At 65.8% G+C, this 20,219-nt stretch carries 17 protein-coding genes; 14 read left to right on the plus strand and 3 right to left on the minus strand.

Going from position 1 to position 20,219, the window contains the following annotated elements; translation table 11 throughout:
- Window positions 1-298 precede the first annotated feature (298 nt).
- Complete coding sequence (locus IEV83_RS10570; protein WP_181760331.1) at window positions 299-967, plus strand: response regulator transcription factor; 669 nt, start codon at window positions 299-301, stop codon at window positions 965-967.
- Window positions 968-999: 32 nt separating this feature from the next.
- Here the strand turns inward: IEV83_RS10570 and IEV83_RS10575 are convergent, their stop codons facing one another.
- Window positions 1,000-1,617, minus strand: a complete 618-nt coding sequence (locus IEV83_RS10575) for a cytochrome P460 family protein (protein ID WP_181760330.1) — start codon at window positions 1,615-1,617, stop codon at window positions 1,000-1,002.
- 83 nt (window positions 1,618-1,700) lie between these two features.
- On the minus strand, window positions 1,701-5,264 hold the full coding sequence (locus IEV83_RS10580) for a PAS domain-containing hybrid sensor histidine kinase/response regulator (RefSeq protein ID WP_181760329.1): 3,564 nt from the start codon (window positions 5,262-5,264) through the stop codon (window positions 1,701-1,703).
- Between the two features lie 102 nt (window positions 5,265-5,366).
- Here IEV83_RS10580 and IEV83_RS10585 point away from each other — a divergent pair, with 102 nt between their 5' ends.
- From IEV83_RS10585 to IEV83_RS10620, 8 genes are all read left to right on the plus strand, one after another.
- The gene (locus IEV83_RS10585) at window positions 5,367-5,996 is read left to right on the plus strand and encodes a hypothetical protein (protein ID WP_181760328.1); all 630 of its coding nucleotides are present in this window, start codon (window positions 5,367-5,369) and stop codon (window positions 5,994-5,996) included.
- 43 nt (window positions 5,997-6,039) lie between these two features.
- Window positions 6,040-8,184 carry a DUF294 nucleotidyltransferase-like domain-containing protein gene (locus tag IEV83_RS10590; RefSeq protein WP_181760327.1) on the plus strand — a complete coding sequence of 715 codons (2,145 nt, stop codon included), beginning with the start codon at window positions 6,040-6,042 and terminating at the stop codon, window positions 8,182-8,184.
- Between the two features lie 105 nt (window positions 8,185-8,289).
- The gene (mscL, locus tag IEV83_RS10595; RefSeq protein WP_188478596.1) at window positions 8,290-8,721 is read left to right on the plus strand and encodes a large-conductance mechanosensitive channel protein MscL; all 432 of its coding nucleotides are present in this window, start codon (window positions 8,290-8,292) and stop codon (window positions 8,719-8,721) included.
- Between the two features lie 99 nt (window positions 8,722-8,820).
- On the plus strand, window positions 8,821-9,990 hold the full coding sequence (locus IEV83_RS10600) for a pyridoxal phosphate-dependent aminotransferase (protein ID WP_181761972.1): 1,170 nt from the start codon (window positions 8,821-8,823) through the stop codon (window positions 9,988-9,990).
- A 135-nt stretch (window positions 9,991-10,125) separates the two neighbouring features.
- Window positions 10,126-11,316, plus strand: a complete 1,191-nt coding sequence (locus IEV83_RS10605) for a two-component system sensor histidine kinase NtrB (protein ID WP_181761971.1) — start codon at window positions 10,126-10,128, stop codon at window positions 11,314-11,316.
- A complete protein-coding gene (locus IEV83_RS10610) occupies window positions 11,313-11,933 on the plus strand; it encodes a response regulator transcription factor (RefSeq protein ID WP_181761970.1) in 621 nt (206 codons plus the stop codon). Before IEV83_RS10605 ends, IEV83_RS10610 begins: the two co-directional genes overlap by 4 nt.
- A 254-nt stretch (window positions 11,934-12,187) precedes the next feature.
- Window positions 12,188-12,526: a response regulator gene (locus tag IEV83_RS10615; protein ID WP_244628132.1), complete on the plus strand. Its 339-nt coding sequence runs from the start codon at window positions 12,188-12,190 to the stop codon at window positions 12,524-12,526.
- A gap of 284 nt (window positions 12,527-12,810) precedes the next feature.
- On the plus strand, window positions 12,811-13,521 hold the full coding sequence (locus IEV83_RS10620; protein ID WP_181761968.1) for a Crp/Fnr family transcriptional regulator: 711 nt from the start codon (window positions 12,811-12,813) through the stop codon (window positions 13,519-13,521).
- Between the two features lie 145 nt (window positions 13,522-13,666).
- Here the strand turns inward: IEV83_RS10620 and hemN are convergent, their stop codons facing one another.
- The gene (gene hemN, locus IEV83_RS10625; protein WP_181761967.1) at window positions 13,667-15,028 is read right to left on the minus strand and encodes an oxygen-independent coproporphyrinogen III oxidase; all 1,362 of its coding nucleotides are present in this window, start codon (window positions 15,026-15,028) and stop codon (window positions 13,667-13,669) included.
- Between the two features lie 253 nt (window positions 15,029-15,281).
- Between hemN and IEV83_RS10630 the strand changes: the two genes are divergently transcribed.
- From IEV83_RS10630 to ccoP, 5 genes are all read left to right on the plus strand, one after another.
- Window positions 15,282-16,346 carry an AbrB family transcriptional regulator gene (locus tag IEV83_RS10630; RefSeq protein WP_280513994.1) on the plus strand — a complete coding sequence of 355 codons (1,065 nt, stop codon included), beginning with the start codon at window positions 15,282-15,284 and terminating at the stop codon, window positions 16,344-16,346.
- Between the two features lie 185 nt (window positions 16,347-16,531).
- The gene (ccoN, locus tag IEV83_RS10635) at window positions 16,532-18,187 is read left to right on the plus strand and encodes a cytochrome-c oxidase, cbb3-type subunit I (RefSeq protein ID WP_181761966.1); all 1,656 of its coding nucleotides are present in this window, start codon (window positions 16,532-16,534) and stop codon (window positions 18,185-18,187) included.
- Between the two features lie 14 nt (window positions 18,188-18,201).
- Window positions 18,202-18,936, plus strand: coding sequence for a cytochrome-c oxidase, cbb3-type subunit II (ccoO, locus tag IEV83_RS10640; protein WP_181761965.1), 735 nt, complete (start codon window positions 18,202-18,204; stop codon window positions 18,934-18,936).
- A gap of 15 nt (window positions 18,937-18,951) precedes the next feature.
- Window positions 18,952-19,107, plus strand: coding sequence for a cbb3-type cytochrome c oxidase subunit 3 (locus IEV83_RS10645; RefSeq protein ID WP_181761964.1), 156 nt, complete (start codon window positions 18,952-18,954; stop codon window positions 19,105-19,107).
- A gap of 3 nt (window positions 19,108-19,110) precedes the next feature.
- Complete coding sequence (gene ccoP / locus IEV83_RS10650; RefSeq protein WP_181761963.1) at window positions 19,111-19,989, plus strand: cytochrome-c oxidase, cbb3-type subunit III; 879 nt, start codon at window positions 19,111-19,113, stop codon at window positions 19,987-19,989.
- Window positions 19,990-20,219 lie beyond the last annotated feature (230 nt).

Below are 20,219 nucleotides of genomic sequence, written 5' to 3' on the forward strand. Positions count from 1 at the left end.
AGCCGAAATCTATGAGAATACGGAGGAAAGATGGACTGTTCGCCGAGGGGCGCACCGGCATCCGCCTTGAAGGTCCGGTGACCCGCCGGCGGATGCGGTGAGTGGTCGGTGAGATGGTGGCGATGCCGGTTGGCCTTGATGCGCTGCGCGCGAGCGACAATAATGCGGCAGCTTGTGTCGTTTCGTTCGCGCAATTTAGGGGTGTGGAATCAGTGTTTTCGCGGTTCCGCTCGCAGTCCGCACGATACTTGCGCAACAAGCCGGACGAAGATGCCGGCGATGAGGGGAGGAAACACGGGTGACGGAAAGCGCGGCCTATCATTTTGTCATCGCAGACGATCATCCGCTGTTTCGCGGCGCCTTGCGTCAGACCATCGAGTTGCTCTACGCCGGCGCGACCATTTCCGAGGTCGGAACGCTGGAGGACGCGGCGTCCGTTCTCGACAGCCACGATGAAATCGACCTGGTGCTGCTGGATCTGTCGATGCCGGGCATGCGCGGTTTTTCCGGGTTGATGTATCTGCGGGCGCAGTATCAGGGGGTGCCGGTGGTGATCGTCTCGGCGACCGAGGATCCGCCGACCATTCGCCGCTGCATGGAACTGGGCGCCTCCGGCTTCATTCCCAAGTCGCTCGGCATCGAGGTGATTCGCGATGCGGTGGCCGAGGTCATGGAAGGCGGCGCCTGGACCCCGCCGGACGTGGACCTCAGCGAGGAGGACGGCGAGATCGCCGACATGCTGCGCCGGCTGGCAAGCCTGACGCCGCAGCAGGTGCGGGTGCTGATGATGCTGTCCACCGGCCTGCTCAACAAGCAGATCGCCTATGAGCTGGGCGTCTCCGAGGCGACCGTCAAGGCGCATGTCTCGGCGATCCTGCAGAAGCTCGGCGTCGACAGCCGCACCCAGGCGGTGATCGCCGCCGCCAAGATCGAGCAGGGGCAGTGGCCGGCGGTGCCCGCGCGCTAGCTGGCCCCGCCTGTCGGCCTCGCCGTTTTGCGCTAGTTCGTCACCCGGGCTTCGGGCACCGGATAGCCAAGGCCGCCGCTCGACCCGAAATTCCCCTGGTGGCACTCGCTGCAGGCGGTGATCACATTCACCGCCATCGGCGCCCCGTTCGGCATGACCGCCATGTAGAACCAGTCGTCGGTTTCCGGAGAGCGGCCCGCCTCGACCTTCTGCATGATGAACAGCGGTCCTTTTTGCGCCTTGCCGTCGTCGTTGACGGCGAAGCTTTCCTTGGCGATCACCGTGCCCGCCGGGATGGTGACGTTCTCTTCCTTGAACTTCAGATATTCCGACGCGCCGATTTCATTGACATAGGTGAGCAGAAAACGGCCGCCATGGAAGCCGGGGGCGGCGGGAAAGGTGCTGGCGGGCGTCCAGGAGCGGTAGTCATTGACGAATTCGGCCGGGATCCAGCGCTTGTCGCCGGTCTTGTAGCCGGCGAGCAGATCGTCCTTGAGGCAGTCGTAGACCGCGGCCGCCTCGGCGCCGGTGAGCTCCGTGCCGGCCTTGCCCGGATCGCAGGCGGCATTGGCCGTCCCGGTCATTCCGGCGGCTCCGGTAAGAGCACCGATCAAGCTGGCCAGCGCCAGCGGTCTCATACGGGATTTCATCGTGTCACGTCCTTCAGCTCGTGTGGCCCCGACAACGGTCACCGAACCCTGGGATGAAGGCAGCTGCGTGGCAATACAAGGCTTTACACGGTCGCTTGATCGCTCGTGAGATCTGCGGCCGTGGCCGGCATCTGGGCAGGCTTGCCGCGCAGCCGTGACAGCAGCGCCCGCAGCGCGGCCGGCTTGACCGGCTTGTTCAAGAGCTCGATGCCCTTGGCCTCCGCTTCGGCGCGCACCGCCTGGGTGCGGTCGGCGGTGATCAGGATCGCCGGCAGGTGGGTATCGAACTTCCACCTGAGCTGGACCACCGCCTCGACCCCCGTTCCCTCATCGAGGTGATAGTCGACGATCAGCACATCGGGGGTGTCGCCGCTTTCGCAGGCCTTGCGCTCCGCCTCGCGCGGATCGTGGGCGGTGGTGACGCGACATTGCCAACCGCTGAGCAGCACCCGCATGCCGTCGAGGATCTGCGGTTCGTTGTCGATCGCCATCACATGCAGGCCCTGCAGGGAGCTCGCCGGCGCACGGGGCGCCGGTGCGGCGGCGCGGGCGGGCAGGGCGGCGGCGGCCGGCAGGTCGACGTGGAACCGGGTGCCGGTTCCCGCGATGGAGCGCAACGAAACCGGATGGTCGAGCACCCGGGCGATCCGCTGGACGATCGCCAGCCCGAGGCCGAGGCCGCGCGCCTCCCGGGCGCCGTCGTCAAGGCGCTGAAATTCCTGGAAGACTGCCTGGAGCTTTTCCTCCGGAATGCCGATGCCGGTGTCGATCACTTCCACGCAGATCCGCCCGGCGCGGCGCCGCACTCCCACCAGCACCCGGCCGGTGCGGGTGTATTTGATGGCGTTGGAGACAAGGTTCTGCAGCAGGCGGCGCAGCAGGCGCCGGTCGGAGCGCACGGAGACCGAGCTGGGCAAGATGCGCAGGTCGAGCGCTTTCTCGCGCGCGATCGGCTCAAACTCCATGCGCAGCGGATTGAGGATCTCGTCAAGCCGGAAGACGCTGACCTCGGGCTTGAGCACGCCCGCATCCAGACGGGAAATATCGAGAATCGCGCCAATGATCTCCTCGACCGATTCCAGCGACGAACTGACGTTCTCTGCCAGATCGCGGCTTTCGCCATCGCTGAAGCGCTCGGTCAGGCTGGAGGCGTAGAGCCGCGCGGCGTTGAGCGGCTGCAGGATGTCATGTCCGGCGGCGGCGATGAACCGGGTCTTGCCGAGATTGGCCTCCTCGGCTTCGCCCTTGGCAAGGCTGAGCTCCTCGTTGACCCGGGTGAGTTCCTGGGTGCGTTCGCGCACCCGCTTCTCCAGCGTTTCGTTGGCGCGGGCCAGCGCCTCTTCCGCCAGCACCCGTTCGGTGATGTCCGTATAGGTGGTGACGATGCCGCCGCCGGGCATCGGATTGGTACGCACCTCCAGCACGGTGGCGCTGGAGCCCATCTGTTCCTGAAACGTGCGCTGGCGCACCGCCAGCTTGTCGATCCGGTCGGCGACGATGGTCTCCACCGGTGCGTTGCCGTACTCGCCGCGCTTGGCGTTGTAGCGGATGATCGCATCCAGCGGCGTGCCGACCTGGCCATATTCCGCCGGCAGGCCCAGAAGCTCGCGGAACTGCCGGTTCCAGCAGATCAGCCGCAGGTCGCGGTCATAAACGGCAATCCCCTGGCGCACTTGGTCGAGCGCGGTCTGCAACAGGTCGCGGTTGTACTGGATCGCGACCGTGGCATCGTCCAAGAGCTTCATCGCCCCCTTGCCGGTGGGATCGCGCCGCTTGATCAGCAGCGACAGCACCAGGCGGGAGGAGGCGGCGCCAATGGCGCTGGCGAGGATCTGCTCGGAAAACCGCAGGATTTGCGCATCCGCCGGGGCGGTCATGTCGGTCTGCAGGCCGCGCTCCCGGGCAAAGCGCTGGAACGACCGGTCGGTGCGTTCCTCGCCCAGATAGCGGGCGATGGTGGAGCGCAGGTCGCCCACCGTCACCGAGGTGCGCCACAGCCGCAGAACCGGTGTCGGCGACAGCTCGGAAGGCACGAAGATATTGGCCTGGAGCCGTTCGAGCGGTTCGGGCGCGCGCGCCAGCGAGACCAGGACGAAGACGACCAGATTGACCGAGAGGCTCCAGAACACGCCATGGGTCAGCGGGTCGAAGGAGAGTGAGAACAGCGCTTCGGGCCGCAGCAGCCAGATGCCGAACGGGCCGTCGTTGAGGATCGCGTCCGGGATCAGCCCGGACTGGGCGAAGGTGGGCAAAAGCAGGGTGTAGAGCCACAGGGCGAAACCGGACAGCATGCCGGCGATGGCCCCGCGCGCGGTCGCCCCGCGCCAGATCAGGCCGCCGAAGAAGGCCGGGGCGAATTGGGCGATGGCGGCGAAGGACAGGAGACCGATCGAGGTCAGCGCGGCGGTGTCGCCGGCGGCGCGGAAATAGGCATAGGAGAGCAGCATCGTCACGAAGATCGCCGCCCGGCGGGTCAGCAGCAGGATCTGGCTCATGTCCTCGCCGGAGGAGGAGATGATGGCGTCCTCGCTGCTGCGGCGCAGAACCAGCGGCATGACCAGGTCGTTGGAGATCATGATCGCCAGCGCCACGGCGGCGACGATCACCATGGCGGTGGCCGCCGACAGGCCGCCGAGAAAGGCGAACAGGGCCAGCCAGGGGTGATCTGCGGCAATCGGCAGGGCCAGCACATAGCTGTCCGGGTTGGCGCTGGGGTCGAGCAGGATCATGCCGGCGGCGGCGATCGGCATGACGAACAGGTTGATCGCCACCAGATAGAGCGGGAACAGCCAGGTGGCCCGGCGCAGTTCCGAGCTGGAGTTGTTCTCCGTTACCGTCACGTGGAACTGCCGGGGCAGCATCAGGATGGCGCAGGCCGACAGCAGTGTCATCACCAGCCAGTTTCCGCCCGACAACTCGCTGGACATGGCCGCCGTGACCTCCGGGTGGGCCGCGACTGCCTCGCTCAGCGCGCCGGGACCGTCGTAGAGCCAGAAGGTGACCCAGATGCCCACCGTCAGGAAGGCCACCAGCTTGACCACCGCTTCCGCCGCAATGGCCAGCATCAAGCCTTCCTGATGTTCGGTCGCGTCGATGTGGCGGGTGCCGAACAGCCAGGCAAACACCGCCATGCCGATGGCGATGATCAGGGTGATGTCGTTGAAGTAGGGCAGGTCCGGCCCGCCATGCTCCAGGTCGATCTGGGCGATCATGGTGGTGATCGACAGGGAGACCGCCTTGAGCTGCAGGGCGATATAGGGAATGACCCCGACCACGGCGATGATCGCCACCACCGCGGCGACAGACTGGCTCTTGCCGTAGCGCGCGCCGATGAAGTCGGCGATGGAGGTGATCCGCTCGCTCTTGGCAAGACGGATGATTCGCCGCAGCAACGGGTAGCCGAGGGCGAACACCAGCATCGGGCCGACGTAAATCGTCAAAAATTCCAGACCGCTGTAGGTGGCGGTGCCGACGGAGCCGAAGAATGTCCAGGAGGTGCAGTAGACCGACAGGGAGAGGGCATAGATCAGCGGCCGGCCCTTGCCGGGGATCATCGGCCGGGCGCGCCTGTCGCCATAGCTGGCGATGGCAAACAAGAGCAGTATGTATCCGAGCGCCGCGAAGACGACGACCCATCCCTGGAGCATTGCTGTCGGTTCTCCTCGCGGCCCTTGCCTCCGGACCGTGGATCGGACCACAGTTGCCCCGCACTGTCCATCGAGACGAAAGCGGGAAGGCGGAAAGCGGAAATGTTGCGCGCTGCACTGGAACGACTGCGCTGGCCCGGCCGCAGGGGGCGAGAGGCCGGACGGATCGGCGACCCGGGGGCGCTGCGCCGGGCACTGGCCGAACAGGCCGTCTATCTCGCCGCCCGCTCGGTGACCGAATACACCCGCATGCGCGTTGGCCGTCACTGGCCGCGCCTGTTCGCCGAGGACAGTTTCCAGCAGGCACTGGAGACGGCCTGCCGGGACACCCGGCCGCTGGCGCTGTTGTGGCTGGCGCGCACCGCCGATCTGGCGCTCTCGGGCCGCGCCGCAGCGGTTGTCGCCGACGCGGGCCGGGCGGCGCTCGGTGATCTCGACTGCCCGGCGGTGGCCGGAGCTGCTCCTTTAATGGCGCATGTGCGTGCCGAGTTGGCGGCACTGGGGAGGGCGCCGCCGCTGCCGCTGGCCGATATCGTCCGCCCGCGCGAGGCCGCGCTCTTCATCGATGCGCTGCCGCTCGATGCGATGTTCACCGAGGATGACGGGGACACCATTCGCAACAGCTTGCGGCTTCTGCTCGCCGGCGCTTATGAGACCTTCGCCCGGCACCTCGACGGGCCGGCCCTGACGCATGTCACCGCCAAACTGGCGCCGGCATCGGTCTCGGAATGACCCATCCCGCCACCTGCCAAATCGCCAAACTCCGGAGCGCTGCGTGTCCCCTGGTTCTTCAACGCCGCTGATCGCCCTTGAGGCGGTTGTCTTCGACACCGAAACCACCGGTCTCGACACCGCCAGTGCGCGGCTGGTGCAGATCGGCGCGCTGGCCGTTGCTGCCGGGGAACTTGTCGCCGGTGAGGAGCATGTGCAACTGGTCGATCCGGGCGGGCCGATCCCGGAGGCCTCCACCGGCATTCACGGCATCACCGACGAGATGGTGCGCGGGAGCCCCTCCGCCGCCGAGGCGATCGAGGGCATGCGCGCCTTTGTCGGCGAGCGGGTGACGATCGGCCATACCACCGGTTTCGACCTGGCGATCTTCCAGGCCGAGGCGCGCCGTGCGGGGACGCCGGTCTATCAGCCGCGCGGGCTCGACACCCGGCTTCTGGCCGAGGTCGCCAATCCGGCTCTGCCCGGCTACAGCCTCGACATGGTCGCCGCTTGGCTCGAGGTGCCGACCGAGGGGCGGCATTCGGCGCTGGGCGATGCCCGGATCACCGCGCGGGTGTTCCTGGGATTGCTGCCGCATCTGGCCGCGCGCGGAGTCAGGACCCTGGCCCAGGCCGATGCCGCCTGCCGCCGTCTGACGCGGGTGCTCGACGATCAGGTCAGCGCCGGCTGGGTCGAGCCGCCGGCGGTGGCCGCCGGACTTGCGGCGGAAGGCGCCTTTGCCCGGATCGACACCTATCCCTATCGCCACCGGGTGGGGGAGATCATGACGCCCGATCCGGTGCTTGCCGGCATGGGCGATACGCTGGGCACCTGCGCCGCGCGCATGGGTGCCCGGCGGATGTCCTCGCTGTTTCTGCAAGAAGGGGTGGGCACGGAGGATGCGCCCGCCTCTCCGCCGCAGGTTTCCGCCCTTGGCATCATCACCGAGCGCGACGTGTTGCGGGCGCTCAGCGCCTATGGCGCCGCCGCGCTGGAAATGCCGGCCGGCCGGTTCATGTCGCGGCCGCTGGTGTCGGTGCCGGCGGAGGCCTTTCTCTATCGCGCGCTGGGCCGCATGGCCGATCATGGCTTGCGTCATCTGGCGGTCGCCGATGAAGGGGGCGCGCTGGTCGGGGTGGTGGCGGCCCGCGATCTGCTGCGGCTGCGCGCCGGCGAGGCGCTGTCGCTGGGCGATGAGATCGATCAGGCGGAAACGGTGGCGCAGCTTGCCCTTGCCTGGGCGCGCCTGCCGGAGGTCGCCGCCAGCCTTCTGGGCGAGGAGGTTGGCGTCAACGATATCGTCGGCGTCATTTCCCGCGAGGTCGGGGCGCTGGTGCGCAGCGCCGGGCGGCTGGCAGAGGCGGAGATGATCGCCTCGGGCGCGGGGGGCGCGCCGGTTCCCTACGCCCTGCTTCTGCTGGGATCGGCGGGGCGCGGCGAATGTCTCCTCAACACCGATCAGGACACCGCGCTGGTCTATGCCGAGGCGATGGACCGGGAGGGGGCGGAGCAGTGGTTCGCCGCCTTCGGCGCCCGGGTCACCGAGATCCTCGATGCCGCCGGCCTGCCGCGCTGCCCCGGCGGGGTGATGATGGCGCGCGCTGAGTGGCGCGGCAGCATCAATCAATGGTGCGAGCGGATCGACCTGTGGTTGTCGCGCTCCCAGCCGCAGGATGTTCTCAATGTCGGAGTGTTCTTCGATCTGCGCCCCGTCGGCGGCACCGCCGCGCTGGCGGAGGATCTGATGCGCACCGCCTATGCCCGCGCCCGGGGGCGCACCGGTTTCGCGCGGATGCTCGCCGGTGAGCTCGACAGCTACCGCCCGCCGCTGACCTTGTTCCGGCGGCTGAAGACGGAGGAGGGGCGGCTCGATCTGAAACGGGCGGTGCTGTTTCCCGTTGCCGTGGCGGCGCGCACCCTGGCGATCCACGAAGGCACCGTGCTGCGCGAAACCCCGGCCCGCCTTGCCGCCATCGGCGAGCGCCATCCGGCGGCTGTCCGCGATCTCGCCGCGCTTGCCCGGGCGCGCGATCTGGCACTGCGCCTGTTGCTGCGGGCGCAACTCGACGCAATTGCGGCGGGCGCCTCGCCCGGGGAACAGGTGAGCGCGCGGGAGCTGTCGCGCAGCGACGCCGCCGCATTGCGCGGCGCGGTGCAGGCCCTGGCGCCCTTGCCGGAAATCCTCAGGGGCGTTCTGGCCAATCCTTGAAGGGGCCGATTCACGCCGCCGCCACACCGTGATAGACAGCAGATGCAGGAGGAACGGCCAGACATGCCGGAACTTGTGACACAATGGGATCGGACGGGATTGAGAATGCTTCAGGAATTCAAGAAATTTGCCGTCAAGGGCAATATGATCGACATGGCCGTTGGCATCATCATCGGCGCGGCCTTCAGCACCATCGTGTCGTCGCTGGTGGATGATATCCTGATGCCGCCGCTTGGCCTGGTGCTCGGCGGCGTCGACTTCTCCGATCTGTTTGTCGTGCTGAAAGCCGGAACCACCCCCGGTCCCTATCCCACCGTCGAGGCGGCAGGCGAAGTGGGCGCGGTGACCTGGAACATCGGCCTGTTCGTCAATGCGGTGATCAAGTTTCTGATCGTTGCCTTCGCCTTGTTCATGGTGGTCAAGAGCATCAACAAGCTGCGCCACAAGGAAGCGGCGGCACCGGCGAAGCCGGCGGCCCCGCCGCGCAACGAGGTGCTGCTGGCGGAAATCCGCGACCTTCTGAAGGAGCGGAGCTGAGGTCTGATTGGCGCCTTCCGCCGCCTCTTGCGGCGGGGGCGCGCGTTTTCTTTCGTGTGTTTCCAACCGGCGGGACCGGCGTTCAAGGTGTAGTGGATCATGACAGACTGTGTCGCGGCATTGCGTCCGCAAGCCCGCATGGCGCCCGAAAGCGGGATCGTCGAGGTGGTGAATTTCGCGCGCGAGCGCGATGACCTGATCCCCCTGTGGGTGGGCGAGGGCGACCTGCCGACGCCGGAGTTCATTCGCGAGGCCGCGGCTGCCTCGCTGGCCCGGGGCGAGACCTTCTACACCTATCAGCGGGGCATCCCGGCCCTGCGTTCGGCGCTCGCCCGCTATCACCTGACCCATTATGGCTGCGACTGGGGCGCGGAGCGCTACTTCATCACCGGTTCGGGCATGCAGGCCATTCAGCTTGCGGTGCAGGCGGTCGCCGGGGAGGGGGACGAGGTCGTCTATCCCTCGCCGGCCTGGCCGAATTTCCCGGCCGCCGTGGAGGTGATGGGCGCGCGTGCCGTGCCGGTGCGGCTGGAGTTTTCGCAAAACGGCTGGTCGCTGGACCCGGAGCGCCTGTTCGCCGCCGTGACCGACCGGACCCGGGCGCTCTATCTCAACTCGCCCGGCAATCCCAACGGCTGGGTTGCCGATCGCCAGACCCTTCAGACCATTCTCGACGAAGCGCGTCGGCGCGGCCTTTGGATCATCACCGATGAGGTCTACAACCGGATCATGCTCGACGGGTCGGCCCGGGCGCCATCGTTTTATGACGTGGCCGAGCCGGACGATCTGATTCTCTACGTCAACACCTTCTCCAAGAACTGGGCGATGACCGGATGGCGGGTTGGCTGGCTGTCGGCACCGCCGGCGATGGGACAGGTGGTGGAAAACCTGATCCAGTATTCCACCTCCGGCGTGGCCGAGTTCATGCAGCATGGCGCGCTCGCGGCCGTCGAGCAGGGCGAGGCGTTCCTGCAGTCCCAGCTCGAACGCTCACGGCAGGGGCTTGAGATCGTCACCGAAGCGCTGTCGGCCTCCGATCGGGTGCGTTTCGCACAGCCGGCGGGTGGTTTCTACCTGTTCTTCGGCGTCGACGGGGAGCCGGACTGCCGGGATCTGGCGCTGCGACTGGTGTCGGAAACCGGCGTCGGCCTGGCGCCGGGCCGGGCCTTCGGAACCGGGGGTGAGGGTTTCCTGCGGCTGTGTTTCGCGCGCTCGGCCGACGATCTGCGCCGGGCTGGCGAGCGATTGGGGGACTGGCTGTCGCGTTGACGCCGCCCGCCGGGATGCGTTACGGCTTTCTGCGTAGGCAATTCAACGTAACCTTGCGCGGGCGAACGGAGAGCGGTGGTCGTGGTCTCGGCCCAAGGATCTGCGCTCACGACGATGCAAACGGGCCGATAAGCGATGGATGAAGACCAGTCCGGGGGCGGCCCGGTGACACCGAGTGTGTCCGAGGCACGCCTGTCGAGCGTGCTCGGAACGGCGGTGGATGGCATCGTCGTGATGGACCATCAGGCTCGGATCCTGTTGTTCAACACCGCCTGCGAGAAGCTGTTCGGCTACACGGCGGACGAGGTGCGCGGCCAGAACGTCAAGATTCTGATGCCGGAGGATTTCGCTCTCGCCCACGACCGGTTCGTCTCCAACTACCTCACCACCGGGGAAAAGCGCATCATCGGCATCGGTCGGGAGGTGCGGGGCAAGCATCGCGACGGCCGGGAGTTCCCCATTGAGTTGTCCGTCGGCGAGGCGGTGACCCCGGAGGGGCGGCAGTTCATCGGCATCATGCGGGATATCAGCGCCCGCAAGGCGGTGGAGCAGCGCCTGGCGCAGGCGCAGGCGCAGCTGGTGAGCATGACCCGCATCAGCGCCCTCGATGAGATGGGGGCGGCCATCGCCCATGAGCTGAATCAGCCGCTGACCGCGATCATGCTCTACCTGCAGGCCGCCAAACGGCAGGCCAGCTCCGGCAGCGGCGCCGATTCCAAATTGGTGGAGATCGTCGACAAGGGCGTCAACGAGGCGGAGCGGGCGAGCAAGATCATCCAGCGTATGCGCCGGTTCGTGGAAAAACGCGAGCCGGAACGGCGTGCGGTGGCGGTCGCACCGCTGATCCGCGAGTGCCTGGAACTTGTCACCCTCGGCAATGCCTGTGACGGGGTGGCTTTCGCCATTGACGTCGAGGACGATCTGCCGCAGATCAGCGCCGATCCGGTGCAGGTACAACAGGTTCTGGTCAATCTCATCCGCAATGCCCTGGAGGCGGTGCGGGCGGTCGAGGACAAACGGGTCTCGGTCTCCGCCGGCGTGCGGGAACGGGATATGATCATTCGTGTGTCCGATTCGGGCGGCGGTGTTCCCGCCGAACTGGTGCCCAATCTCTTCAAGGCTTTTTCCGGCTCGAAGAAGAAGGGGCTGGGGCTTGGCCTCGCGATTTCCCGGTCGATTGCGCAGAACCATGGCGGGGATCTCGCCGTGGAACAGGCGGGAAGTGGAGGCGGGGCAGCCTTCGTGCTTCGGCTGCCGCTTTCTGTGGGGCGCGCCTCCGCGGAGGCGCAAGACGCCGGAGAAGGAATGAAAGGATCGTCTGAATGACATCGCAGCCGCATTTGATTCACATCGTCGATGACGATCCGGCGATTCGCGACGCCCTGTCCCTCGTGTTCGACCTGGGTGGGTTTCGGGCGGAATCCTTCCAAAGCGGTGATGCCTTCCTGTCCTCCATCGGCAGCGCCGAGCCGCACTGCGTGATTCTCGACGTGCACATGCCAGGGCTATCGGGGATCGACATCCTCAAGCGCTTGCAGGAACGGGATTTCTCGGTGCCGGTGTTCATCATCTCCGGGCAGGGCGACATTCCGATGGCCGTGGAGGCGATCAAGCAGGGCGCTCATGACTTCATCGAAAAGCCCTTCGATGCGGACACGGTGCTGACCCGGGTGCGCGAGGCCATCGAGGCCAGCCAGAAGAACGCGGCCAAGGCCGAGCCGGCGTCCCCCGCCTTTCCCGGCGCCGACAGCCTGACCCCGCGCGAGCGCGAGGTGCTCGACGAGATCACCGCCGGAGCCTCCAACAAGGAAGCCGGCCGGACCCTCGGCATCAGCCCGCGTACCATCGAGGTGCACCGGGCGCGCATCATGGAAAAACTCGGCGCGCGCAATGCCGCCGATCTGGTGCGGATCGTCATGACCCATACCAGAGCGCCGGACTGAAAAGAGACCTGCACGGGCGGGAGGAAGCCGGCATCCGGCTCTTCCCTTCCGGCCGCTCTGCGATGCGCGGCCTTCCGTGTTCCTGCGTAGTTTTCGACGGCGCCGATCCCTCTATACTTCCCCGAAAGATGAGACCTGCCCCGGTTCGCCCGCGTCGAGAGGACGCCACGAAGGGGAGCCGGTTCATGGTCGTGCAGTTCAGCGACTGTGCGGTCCCGGCCCGATGTTCGCCGGGACGACGGGGAGAGGCGCAGGTGACCGTTCATATCGTTGAAGACGATCCCGGGGTTGGCGATGCCCTGGCGCTGTTGTTGCGGCAGATCGGCCATGAGGTGGCGATCCATCCGGACGCCGAATCCCTGTTCGAGGATCCGCCGCCCGCGACGCAGGACACGGTCATCGTCGACCTTGGCCTGCCCGGGGTCAGCGGCGTTCAGGTGATCCGCTGGCTCTCCCGGCTGAAGACGCCGCCGAAGATCATTGCCATTTCCGGTCAGCCGCGACAGGTGATCGAGAAGATGCTGGGCGACGACCAGCCGGCGATCCTCCTGCGCAAGCCGCTCACCGAGGAAGCGATCGTCCGCCATCTGTGACAGGGCCTGCCGGTCTTCGGCCGGTGGTGCCGGCTGGGGTGAGGCCGGGACCAGCGCGTTTTACGGCCCGGTTGCGAATGCGTTTGCTTTCCATTCCTCGCAACTAGGTAAAACGGCGTACGAAAACGCCCGAATTTCAGGACATCCCCTTGCTCACTAGGGTGGGCGCAGTGGTCAGGGGGAATTGGTGTCGGACGGGGCATCGGTTCCGGGGCAGGCTCGATGTTCGAAGTCCTGCCTTGAAGATCCTCTTCTCCTGGCCCGGACTGCATCAGGAGGCTTCAATGGCTTATGCAGAGCGTATGCTCGACACCGCCGGTGGACAGCAAGCGGCGGATCTTCCCGACGCGCTGGTTTTCGGGCTGAAGGATGGAATGTCGACCACGGCCCATTCCCATGCCCCGCATTCGGTGGTGTTCTACGAAGGGGACAACGCCACCCGCTTTTACGAAGTCGATGAAGGCATTGTCATGCTCTTCAAGCTGCTGCCCGACGGGCGCCGGCAGGTTGTGGAGATCCTGAACCCGGGTACGATCTTCGGCGTGTCGGCGGGCGATCTCTATGACTGTTCTGCGGAAACGCTGACCCGCACCTCCTTGCGCGCCTTCGACCGCCGCGAGGTGGAGCGCTCGCTTCCCCTGCAGCGGCATTTGACCCGCTGCTTGCTGACGCAGATGGAAACGCTGCATGACCATGCGGTTCTGCTCGGCCGCAAGTCGGCCATCGAGCGGGTGTCGAGCTTCCTGATGCGGCTGGTGCCGCAGCGGGGCGGGATCGGCTGCATGGGGCCGGACAAGGAAAGCGCTTCCGACAGTCTCGATGTCGTCCTGACCATGACCCGGCAGGAAATCGCCGATTATCTCGGCCTGACCATCGAGACGGTGAGCCGGGTGATTTCCGACCTGAAGCGGCGCGGTCTGGTGACCGTTGAGCGGCAGGACCGGATCCGCATCAACCGCATCTGCGGCATCTGCCAGCTTTCCGGCATTCACTGACACCGCCACCGGCGGACATGAAACATTGGACGGGGGCGGCCGGCGCTTTGGCGCGCGGCCGCTTTTTTGATGTCCGCCCCTCAAGCCTGCGGGCGTTCGGCTTCGCTGCTCCGCCAGCCCGGCGGTCTTTGCCGCCCTTGCTGGCTCACACCGCGATGGAATGGCGCGCCGCGCCGGCGGCCAGATACGCATCGAAGGCGGCCGCCGCCACCCGCGCATAGCGCTGGCCGGGTTCGGTAATCCGCACCACGCCCCCCTCGAAGGTCGCCAGCCCATCGGCGATCATTTCCGCAAGCGCCGCGATGCTGGCGTCGAAATGGCTCGGCGGGAAGCCGAAGCGCTTGGCGATGGCCAGCACATCGGCTTCGTGGTCGGTCATCAGCCGTTCGATGATGTCGGCGCGGGCCCGGTCGTCGTCATCAAGGGCAATGCCCTTGGCGACCGGCAGCTCGCCGGCTTCGATGGACCGGCGCCAACCGCCGATGTCCGGCTGGTTCTGGCAATAGCCCTGGGGCAGGCGGCCGATGGAGGAGCAGCCCAGGCCGATCAGCGTGTCCGCCGTGTCGGTGGTGTAGCCCTGGAAGTTGCGGCGCAGGGTGCCGGCGGCCAGGGCGATCGCCATGCTGTCGTCGGGCAGGGCAAAATGGTCGAGGCCAATCGCCGTGTAGCCGGCCTCCCGCAGGGCGGCGCGGGCGCTGTCGGCCAGGGCGATCCGCTCCTCGACGCCGGGCAGGTCGGCCTCCTTGATCAGTCGTTGGTGTTTCTTGAACCAGGGCACATGGGCATAGCCGAACAGCGCGATCCGTCCGGGGGCCAGTTGCCGCGTCAGCCGCACGGTTTCGTCGATGGTGGCAAGGGACTGGTGCGGCAGACCGTACATCAGGTCGAAATTGAGGGCGGTGATGCCGACACCGCGCAGAAGGGCCACCGACCGTTCCACCTGTTCGAAAGGCTGGATGCGGCCGATGGCCTTCTGCACGACCGGGTCGAAATCCTGTACCCCGAGGCTGGCGCGGGTGATGCCGATGGTGGCAAGGGTATCGGCAAGCTCAGGTGTCACCGTGCGTGGATCAAGCTCGATGGCATGTTCGATCTCGGCCGTGAAGTCGAAACGGGTGCGCAGCCGCTCCGCCAGGGCCAGCAGGTTGTCGCGGGGCAAAAGGCTTGGCGTGCCGCCGCCCCAGTGGATATGCACCACCGGCCGGCGCAGGCCGGCAGGACCCGCCAGCCGGTCGGCGACCAGGTCGATTTCCCGCAAGAGGGTGTCGGCATAGGCGATCACCGGCTCGTCCTTGCGCGCGCCCTTGGTGTGGCAGCCGCAATAGGTGCAGATCGTCCGGCAATACGGCACATGCAGGTAGAGCGACAGCGGGGTGCCCGCATCGATCCCGTCGAGCCAGCCGCCATAGACGGCGGCGTTGATCCCGGCGTGGAAATGCGGTGCCGTCGGATAGCTGGTGTAGCGGGGCACGGTGCGCGTGGCGTAGCGTTGGTCGAGCTGGGTCATGAGCCGCATATGACAGGGGGCGGGGCGGGCTTGCCTTGATTTTTCTCAAGTGCGCTTTTCGGCGCGGCGCCTGCGGCATTTCGCGCGGGGGCTGGGCGAGGGGCGCCGTGGATGCGGTGAATGGGTTGATTGGTTGATTCAATCATGTATTGCGCCGTCGCTACGGCTAGACTGGCGCCGTTCCCACACTTGACGATTCTCCGGTTCCGCCATTTCCTCGCTTCGCTCTTCCTTCAGCCTGTCCCTTGCGGCGCTGACCGTCCTTACCTTCGCTGCTGGCGGTGTCGGCGGTTGGGGCTTCACCGTGCTCGGCCTGCCGGCGGGCTGGCTGGCCGGGGCGATGGTCGCGGTCGCCGCGCTTGCCATTGCCGGGGTGCCCTGTGTCGTGCCGGATGCGCTGCGCTCGGTGGTCTTCGTCGTTCTCGGCCTGTCGATGGGGTCGGGCGTCAAACCGGAGACGCTGGCCCGGGTCGGCGAATGGCCGGTGACGATGGGGCTTTTGGTGGGGTCGGTGGTGGCGATCCTGCTGGCGACCTATGTCTATCAGCGCCGTATTGCCGGCTGGGACCGGCAGACCGCCTATTTCGCGGCGATTCCGGGGGCGCTCTCCTATGTGATGGTGCTGACGCTCGGCTATCCGAAGGCCGACATGGCGCGGGTGGCGCTGGCCCAGAGCCTGCGGGTGTTCATCCTCGTTGCCATCCTGCCGATGGCGCTCACCGGTGGCAGCATTGGGTCGATGGTGCCGGACGCGGCGGCTGAGCCCTTCGTCGGCGGCGGCCCGTTGCTGCTCCTGGTGCTGGCCGGGGCGGGCACCGGCTGGGCGGCGCAGCGTCTCGGCCTGCCGGCGGGGGCGCTGACCGGGCCGTTTTTTCTCAGTGCCATTCTCAATGCCAGCGGGCTGTTCGTCTTTACCCTGCCGGACTGGATGACGGTGCCCTGTTTCGCCGCGCTCGGCTGCGTCATCGGCTGCCGCTTTGCCAGCGTCTCGCCTTCCGCCCTTGGCCGGCTCCTTGTGGTCAGCCTCGGCGCCTTCGCCGTCGGCATGTCGATTTCGCTGCTGATTTCGGCGGCCGTCTGGGCGTTTCTCGGCATTCCCTTCGGCCAGGTGCTGCTGGCCTTCGCGCCCGGCGGGCTGGAGGCGATGATGCTTCTGGCCTTCCTGCTCGATCTGGATCCGGCCTTTGTTGCAGCGCATCAATTGGTGCGCTACATCGGCATGGTGCTGATTCTGCCGTTCGTGACGTCGCGTGTTCTGGGGCCACCGGAAACAGGGGGCGCCGGACGGAATCGGATGGATATGCGGGATTCTGCGTAATATTCCGGATTTTTCGGGAATTTGATGTGCAAATCGTCGCATTCTCCGTTTGGCGGATGCAATGCATTGCAACATACCCTAAGCCATGTTGACCTGGATCAAGGCGGTTTTCGGGCAATGCGCCATACCGTCTTGCGGGACCCTGGCAAGGGGGTTTGGATCAATAACGGACTCGGGGCGCGGACATGGCTCAAGCAAAAGCCAAATACCTCACGCTTGAGGAAGGCTTCTTTGCGGCTTTCCTTATCGTGATTGCCTTCGCCTGCCTGATCATCGCTGGCAAGACCTATGATCAGGTGATGGCGTTTCACACGTCGCTCGGTGCGCTTTTTGCCGCCGTTGGCGCGTTCATCATCTTCAAGAACTATTTCGACGACGGCGGCATCGAGATCCCGCAGGAGATCGACGGCAAGCCGAATTACAATCTCGGGCCGATCAAGTTCGCCGCCTGGGCAGCCATGCTCTGGGGCGTCGCCGGCTTCACCGTCGGCCTGATCGTCGCGCTGCAGCTCGCCTATCCGGTGTTGAACCTCGACCTGCCCTGGACCAGCTTCGGCCGTTTGCGGCCGCTGCACACCTCGGCGGTGATCTTTGCGTTCGGCGGCAACGTGCTGCTCGGCACCTCCTTCTACGTGGTGCAGCGCACCTCGCGGGCGCGGATGCCGGGGCGGATCGCTCCCTGGTTCGTGATCCTGGGCTACAATGCCTTCATCGTGATCGCCGGAACGGGCTATCTGCTGGGCGCGACCCAGTCGAAGGAATACGCCGAGCCGGAATGGTATGCCGACCTGTGGCTGACCATTGTCTGGGTGGCGTATCTCTTGCTGTTCCTGGGTACGATCTGGAAGCGCAAGGAGTCACATATCTATGTGGCGAACTGGTTCTACCTTGCCTTCATCATCACCATCGCCATGCTGCATATCGTCAACAACCTGACGATCCCGGTGACGATCTACGGCACCAAATCCTACATCCTGTGGTCGGGTGTGCAGGACGCCATGGTGCAGTGGTGGTACGGCCATAACGCGGTCGGGTTCTTCCTCACCGCCGGCTTCCTGGCCATCATGTACTACTTCGTGCCCAAGCGGGCCGAGCGGCCGGTCTATTCCTACCGGCTGTCGATCGTGCACTTCTGGGCGCTGATCTTTCTGTACATCTGGGCCGGTCCGCACCATCTGCACTACACGGCGCTGCCGCAGTGGGCCTCGACCCTGGGCGCGACCTTCTCGATCATCCTGTGGATGCCCTCCTGGGGCGGCATGATCAACGGTCTGATGACCCTGTCCGGTGCCTGGGACAAGCTGCGCACCGATCCGGTTCTGCGGATGATGGTCGTCTCCATCGCCTTCTACGGCATGTCGACCTTCGAAGGTCCCTTGATGAGCCTGCGTTCGGTCAACTCGCTGTCGCACTACACGGACTGGACCATCGGTCACGTGCATTCCGGCGCGCTTGGCTGGGTTGGCTACATCTCCTTCGGTGCGCTCTACTGCCTGATCCCGTGGCTGTGGAACAAGAAGCAGGTCTACTCGCTGCGGCTGGTGAACTGGCACTTCTGGATCTCCACCATCGGCATCGTTCTGTACATCTGCGCGATGTGGGTGTCGGGTATCATGCAGGGCCTGATGTGGCGCGCTTACGACAAGCTCGGTTTCCTGGAGTACTCCTTCATCGAGACCGTCGAGGCGATGCATCCCTTCTACGTGATCCGTGCCATGGGCGGCGCCCTGTTCGTCGCTGGTGCCCTGATCATGGTCTACAACCTGTGGATGACGGTTCGTCATGGCGAGGCTGAGGAAGCCAAGGCCATCGAGACCGGCGCCATGGCCCCTGCGCAGTAAGGGGAGAGGCACCCATGTCACTCTGGAAAAAGCACGAAATCTTTGAAAAGCACTCCATCGTGCTCGTCATCGGCATCCTCTTCGTGGTGTCGATTGGCGGCCTGGTGGAAATTGCGCCGCTCTTCTATCTGAAGAGCACCATCGAGAAGGTGGAGGGGATGCGCCCCTACACCCCGCTGGAGCTGGCGGGACGTAACGTCTACGTCCGCGAAGGCTGCTATCTCTGCCATTCGCAGATGATCCGTCCGATGCGCGACGAGCTGGAGCGCTACGGCCGTTTCTCCCTGGCGGCGGAATCCATGTATGATCACCCCTTCCAGTGGGGGTCGAAGCGGACCGGTCCGGACCTTGCGCGCGTTGGCGGCAAGTACTCCGACGAGTGGCACCGCGACCATCTGGTCAACCCGCGTTCGGTGGTGCCGGAATCGATCATGCCGGGCTATCCGTTCCTGCTTGAGACCAGGCTGGACAGTCGGAGCATCGCTGATCACCTGACCGCCAACGCGGTGGCCGGGGTGCCCTATTCGGAGGAGCAGATCGCCGAGGCCCGCAAGGACATGATGGCGCAGGCCAATCCCGATGGCGACGATGTCGACGCCTTCCTGGAGCGCTATCCCAACGCGATCGTCCGTGATTTCGACGGCAACCCGAAGGAAGTGACTGAGATGGATGCCCTTGTGGCCTATCTCCAGATGCTCGGGACGCTGGTCGATTTCTCGATCTATGACGACAAGGCCAACCTGCGCTAGGGGAAGGGGATTGCGATGAACGAAGCTTACACCTCCGTCGCCAGCTTCGCCCAGACCTGGGGCTTGGCCTACTTCGTGCTCTTGTTTGCCGGTGTCCTTGTCTATGCACTGTGGCCGAAGAACCGCAGCCGGTTCGAGGATGCCGCGCAGATCCCCTTGCGGGAGGATTGATCAATGGCTGATACGCACACCAAGGAAATCGACGAAATCTCTGGCGTCGAGACCACCGGCCACGAGTGGGACGGCTTGAAGGAACTGAACAATCCGCTGCCCCGGTGGTGGTTGTACATGACCTACGCCTGTATCGTCTGGGCCATCGGCTACTGGATCGTCTATCCCTCCTGGCCCCTGGTCTCCAGCTATGCCACGGGTGTTCTGGGCGACAGCCAGCGCGCCAACGCGCTGGCCGCCTATGATGCGGGCATGGCCGAGCGCGCGCAGATCGGCGAGAAGCTGATCAATGCCTCGCTCGAGGAGATCCAGTCGACCCAGTCCCTGCTTGAGTTCGCCATGGCGAACGGCAAGGCGGCCTTCGGTGACAACTGCGCCGCCTGTCACGGCTCGGGTGCCACCGGCGCCATCGGTTATCCCAACCTGCAGGACGACCAGTGGATCTGGGGCGGGACGCTGGACGACATCCACACCACCTTGCAGTACGGCATCCGCTCGGGTCATGACGAGGCGCGGATCGGCGACATGCCGGCCTTCGGCGCCGACGAGCTGCTCAGCAAGGAAGAAATCCGTCAGGTCGCCAACTACGTGGGCGAAAAGGCGGGGCTCGAGCCGGAAGAGGGGATCGACCTTGCCGCTGGCGAGACGGTCTACGTCGACAACTGCGCCGCCTGCCATGGCGAGGACCTGAAGGGCATGCGCGAGGTTGGTGCTCCCAACCTGCTGGCTCGGAACTACCTCTATGGCAAGTCGATCGACTCGATCGTCGCGCAGGTGACCGACTCCCGCAATGGCGTGATGCCGGCCTGGTCGACCCGCCTGGAGCCGGCGACGGTCAAGTCGCTCGCGGTCTACGTCCACGCACTGGGCGGCGGCGAATAAGCGGCCAATTGCCAAACGGCCACAAGATGGAAGAGGCGCCCCTCGGTGGGCGCCTTTTTTCGTGAGGACGGAGCTTCCGGCGAAAAGAACGGCGCAAAATTGCGTCTTTTTGCAGCCGAGTTGTGCGGAAAACAGGTCAACTTGCGTTAATATGAAACTGGATGCGCGCTGTCGGAGGGGCCGGCGGGACTGGTCAAGGCCAGTGGGAGGACGCGGCGGGTGACGGATTG

Source organism: Stappia taiwanensis, from assembly GCF_014635285.1.
Taxonomy (GTDB): domain Bacteria; phylum Pseudomonadota; class Alphaproteobacteria; order Rhizobiales; family Stappiaceae; genus Stappia; species Stappia taiwanensis.

Bases quoted from the DNA above. Each gene is read 5' to 3' on its own strand.
- IEV83_RS10575 (WP_181760330.1), bottom strand. From the start codon at position 1,617: ATGAAATCCCGTATGAGACCGCTGGCGCTGGCCAGCTTGATCGGTGCT.
- IEV83_RS10580 (WP_181760329.1), bottom strand. From the start codon at position 5,264: ATGCTCCAGGGATGGGTCGTCGTCTTCGCGGCGCTCGGATACATACTG.
- IEV83_RS10585 (WP_181760328.1), top strand. From the start codon at position 5,367: ATGTTGCGCGCTGCACTGGAACGACTGCGCTGGCCCGGCCGCAGGGGG.
- mscL (WP_188478596.1), top strand. From the start codon at position 8,290: ATGCTTCAGGAATTCAAGAAATTTGCCGTCAAGGGCAATATGATCGAC.
- IEV83_RS10600 (WP_181761972.1), top strand. From the start codon at position 8,821: ATGACAGACTGTGTCGCGGCATTGCGTCCGCAAGCCCGCATGGCGCCC.
- IEV83_RS10605 (WP_181761971.1), top strand. From the start codon at position 10,126: ATGGATGAAGACCAGTCCGGGGGCGGCCCGGTGACACCGAGTGTGTCC.
- IEV83_RS10610 (WP_181761970.1), top strand. From the start codon at position 11,313: ATGACATCGCAGCCGCATTTGATTCACATCGTCGATGACGATCCGGCG.
- IEV83_RS10620 (WP_181761968.1), top strand. From the start codon at position 12,811: ATGGCTTATGCAGAGCGTATGCTCGACACCGCCGGTGGACAGCAAGCG.
- hemN (WP_181761967.1), bottom strand. From the start codon at position 15,028: ATGACCCAGCTCGACCAACGCTACGCCACGCGCACCGTGCCCCGCTAC.
- ccoN (WP_181761966.1), top strand. From the start codon at position 16,532: ATGGCTCAAGCAAAAGCCAAATACCTCACGCTTGAGGAAGGCTTCTTT.
- ccoO (WP_181761965.1), top strand. From the start codon at position 18,202: ATGTCACTCTGGAAAAAGCACGAAATCTTTGAAAAGCACTCCATCGTG.
- IEV83_RS10645 (WP_181761964.1), top strand. From the start codon at position 18,952: ATGAACGAAGCTTACACCTCCGTCGCCAGCTTCGCCCAGACCTGGGGC.
- ccoP (WP_181761963.1), top strand. From the start codon at position 19,111: ATGGCTGATACGCACACCAAGGAAATCGACGAAATCTCTGGCGTCGAG.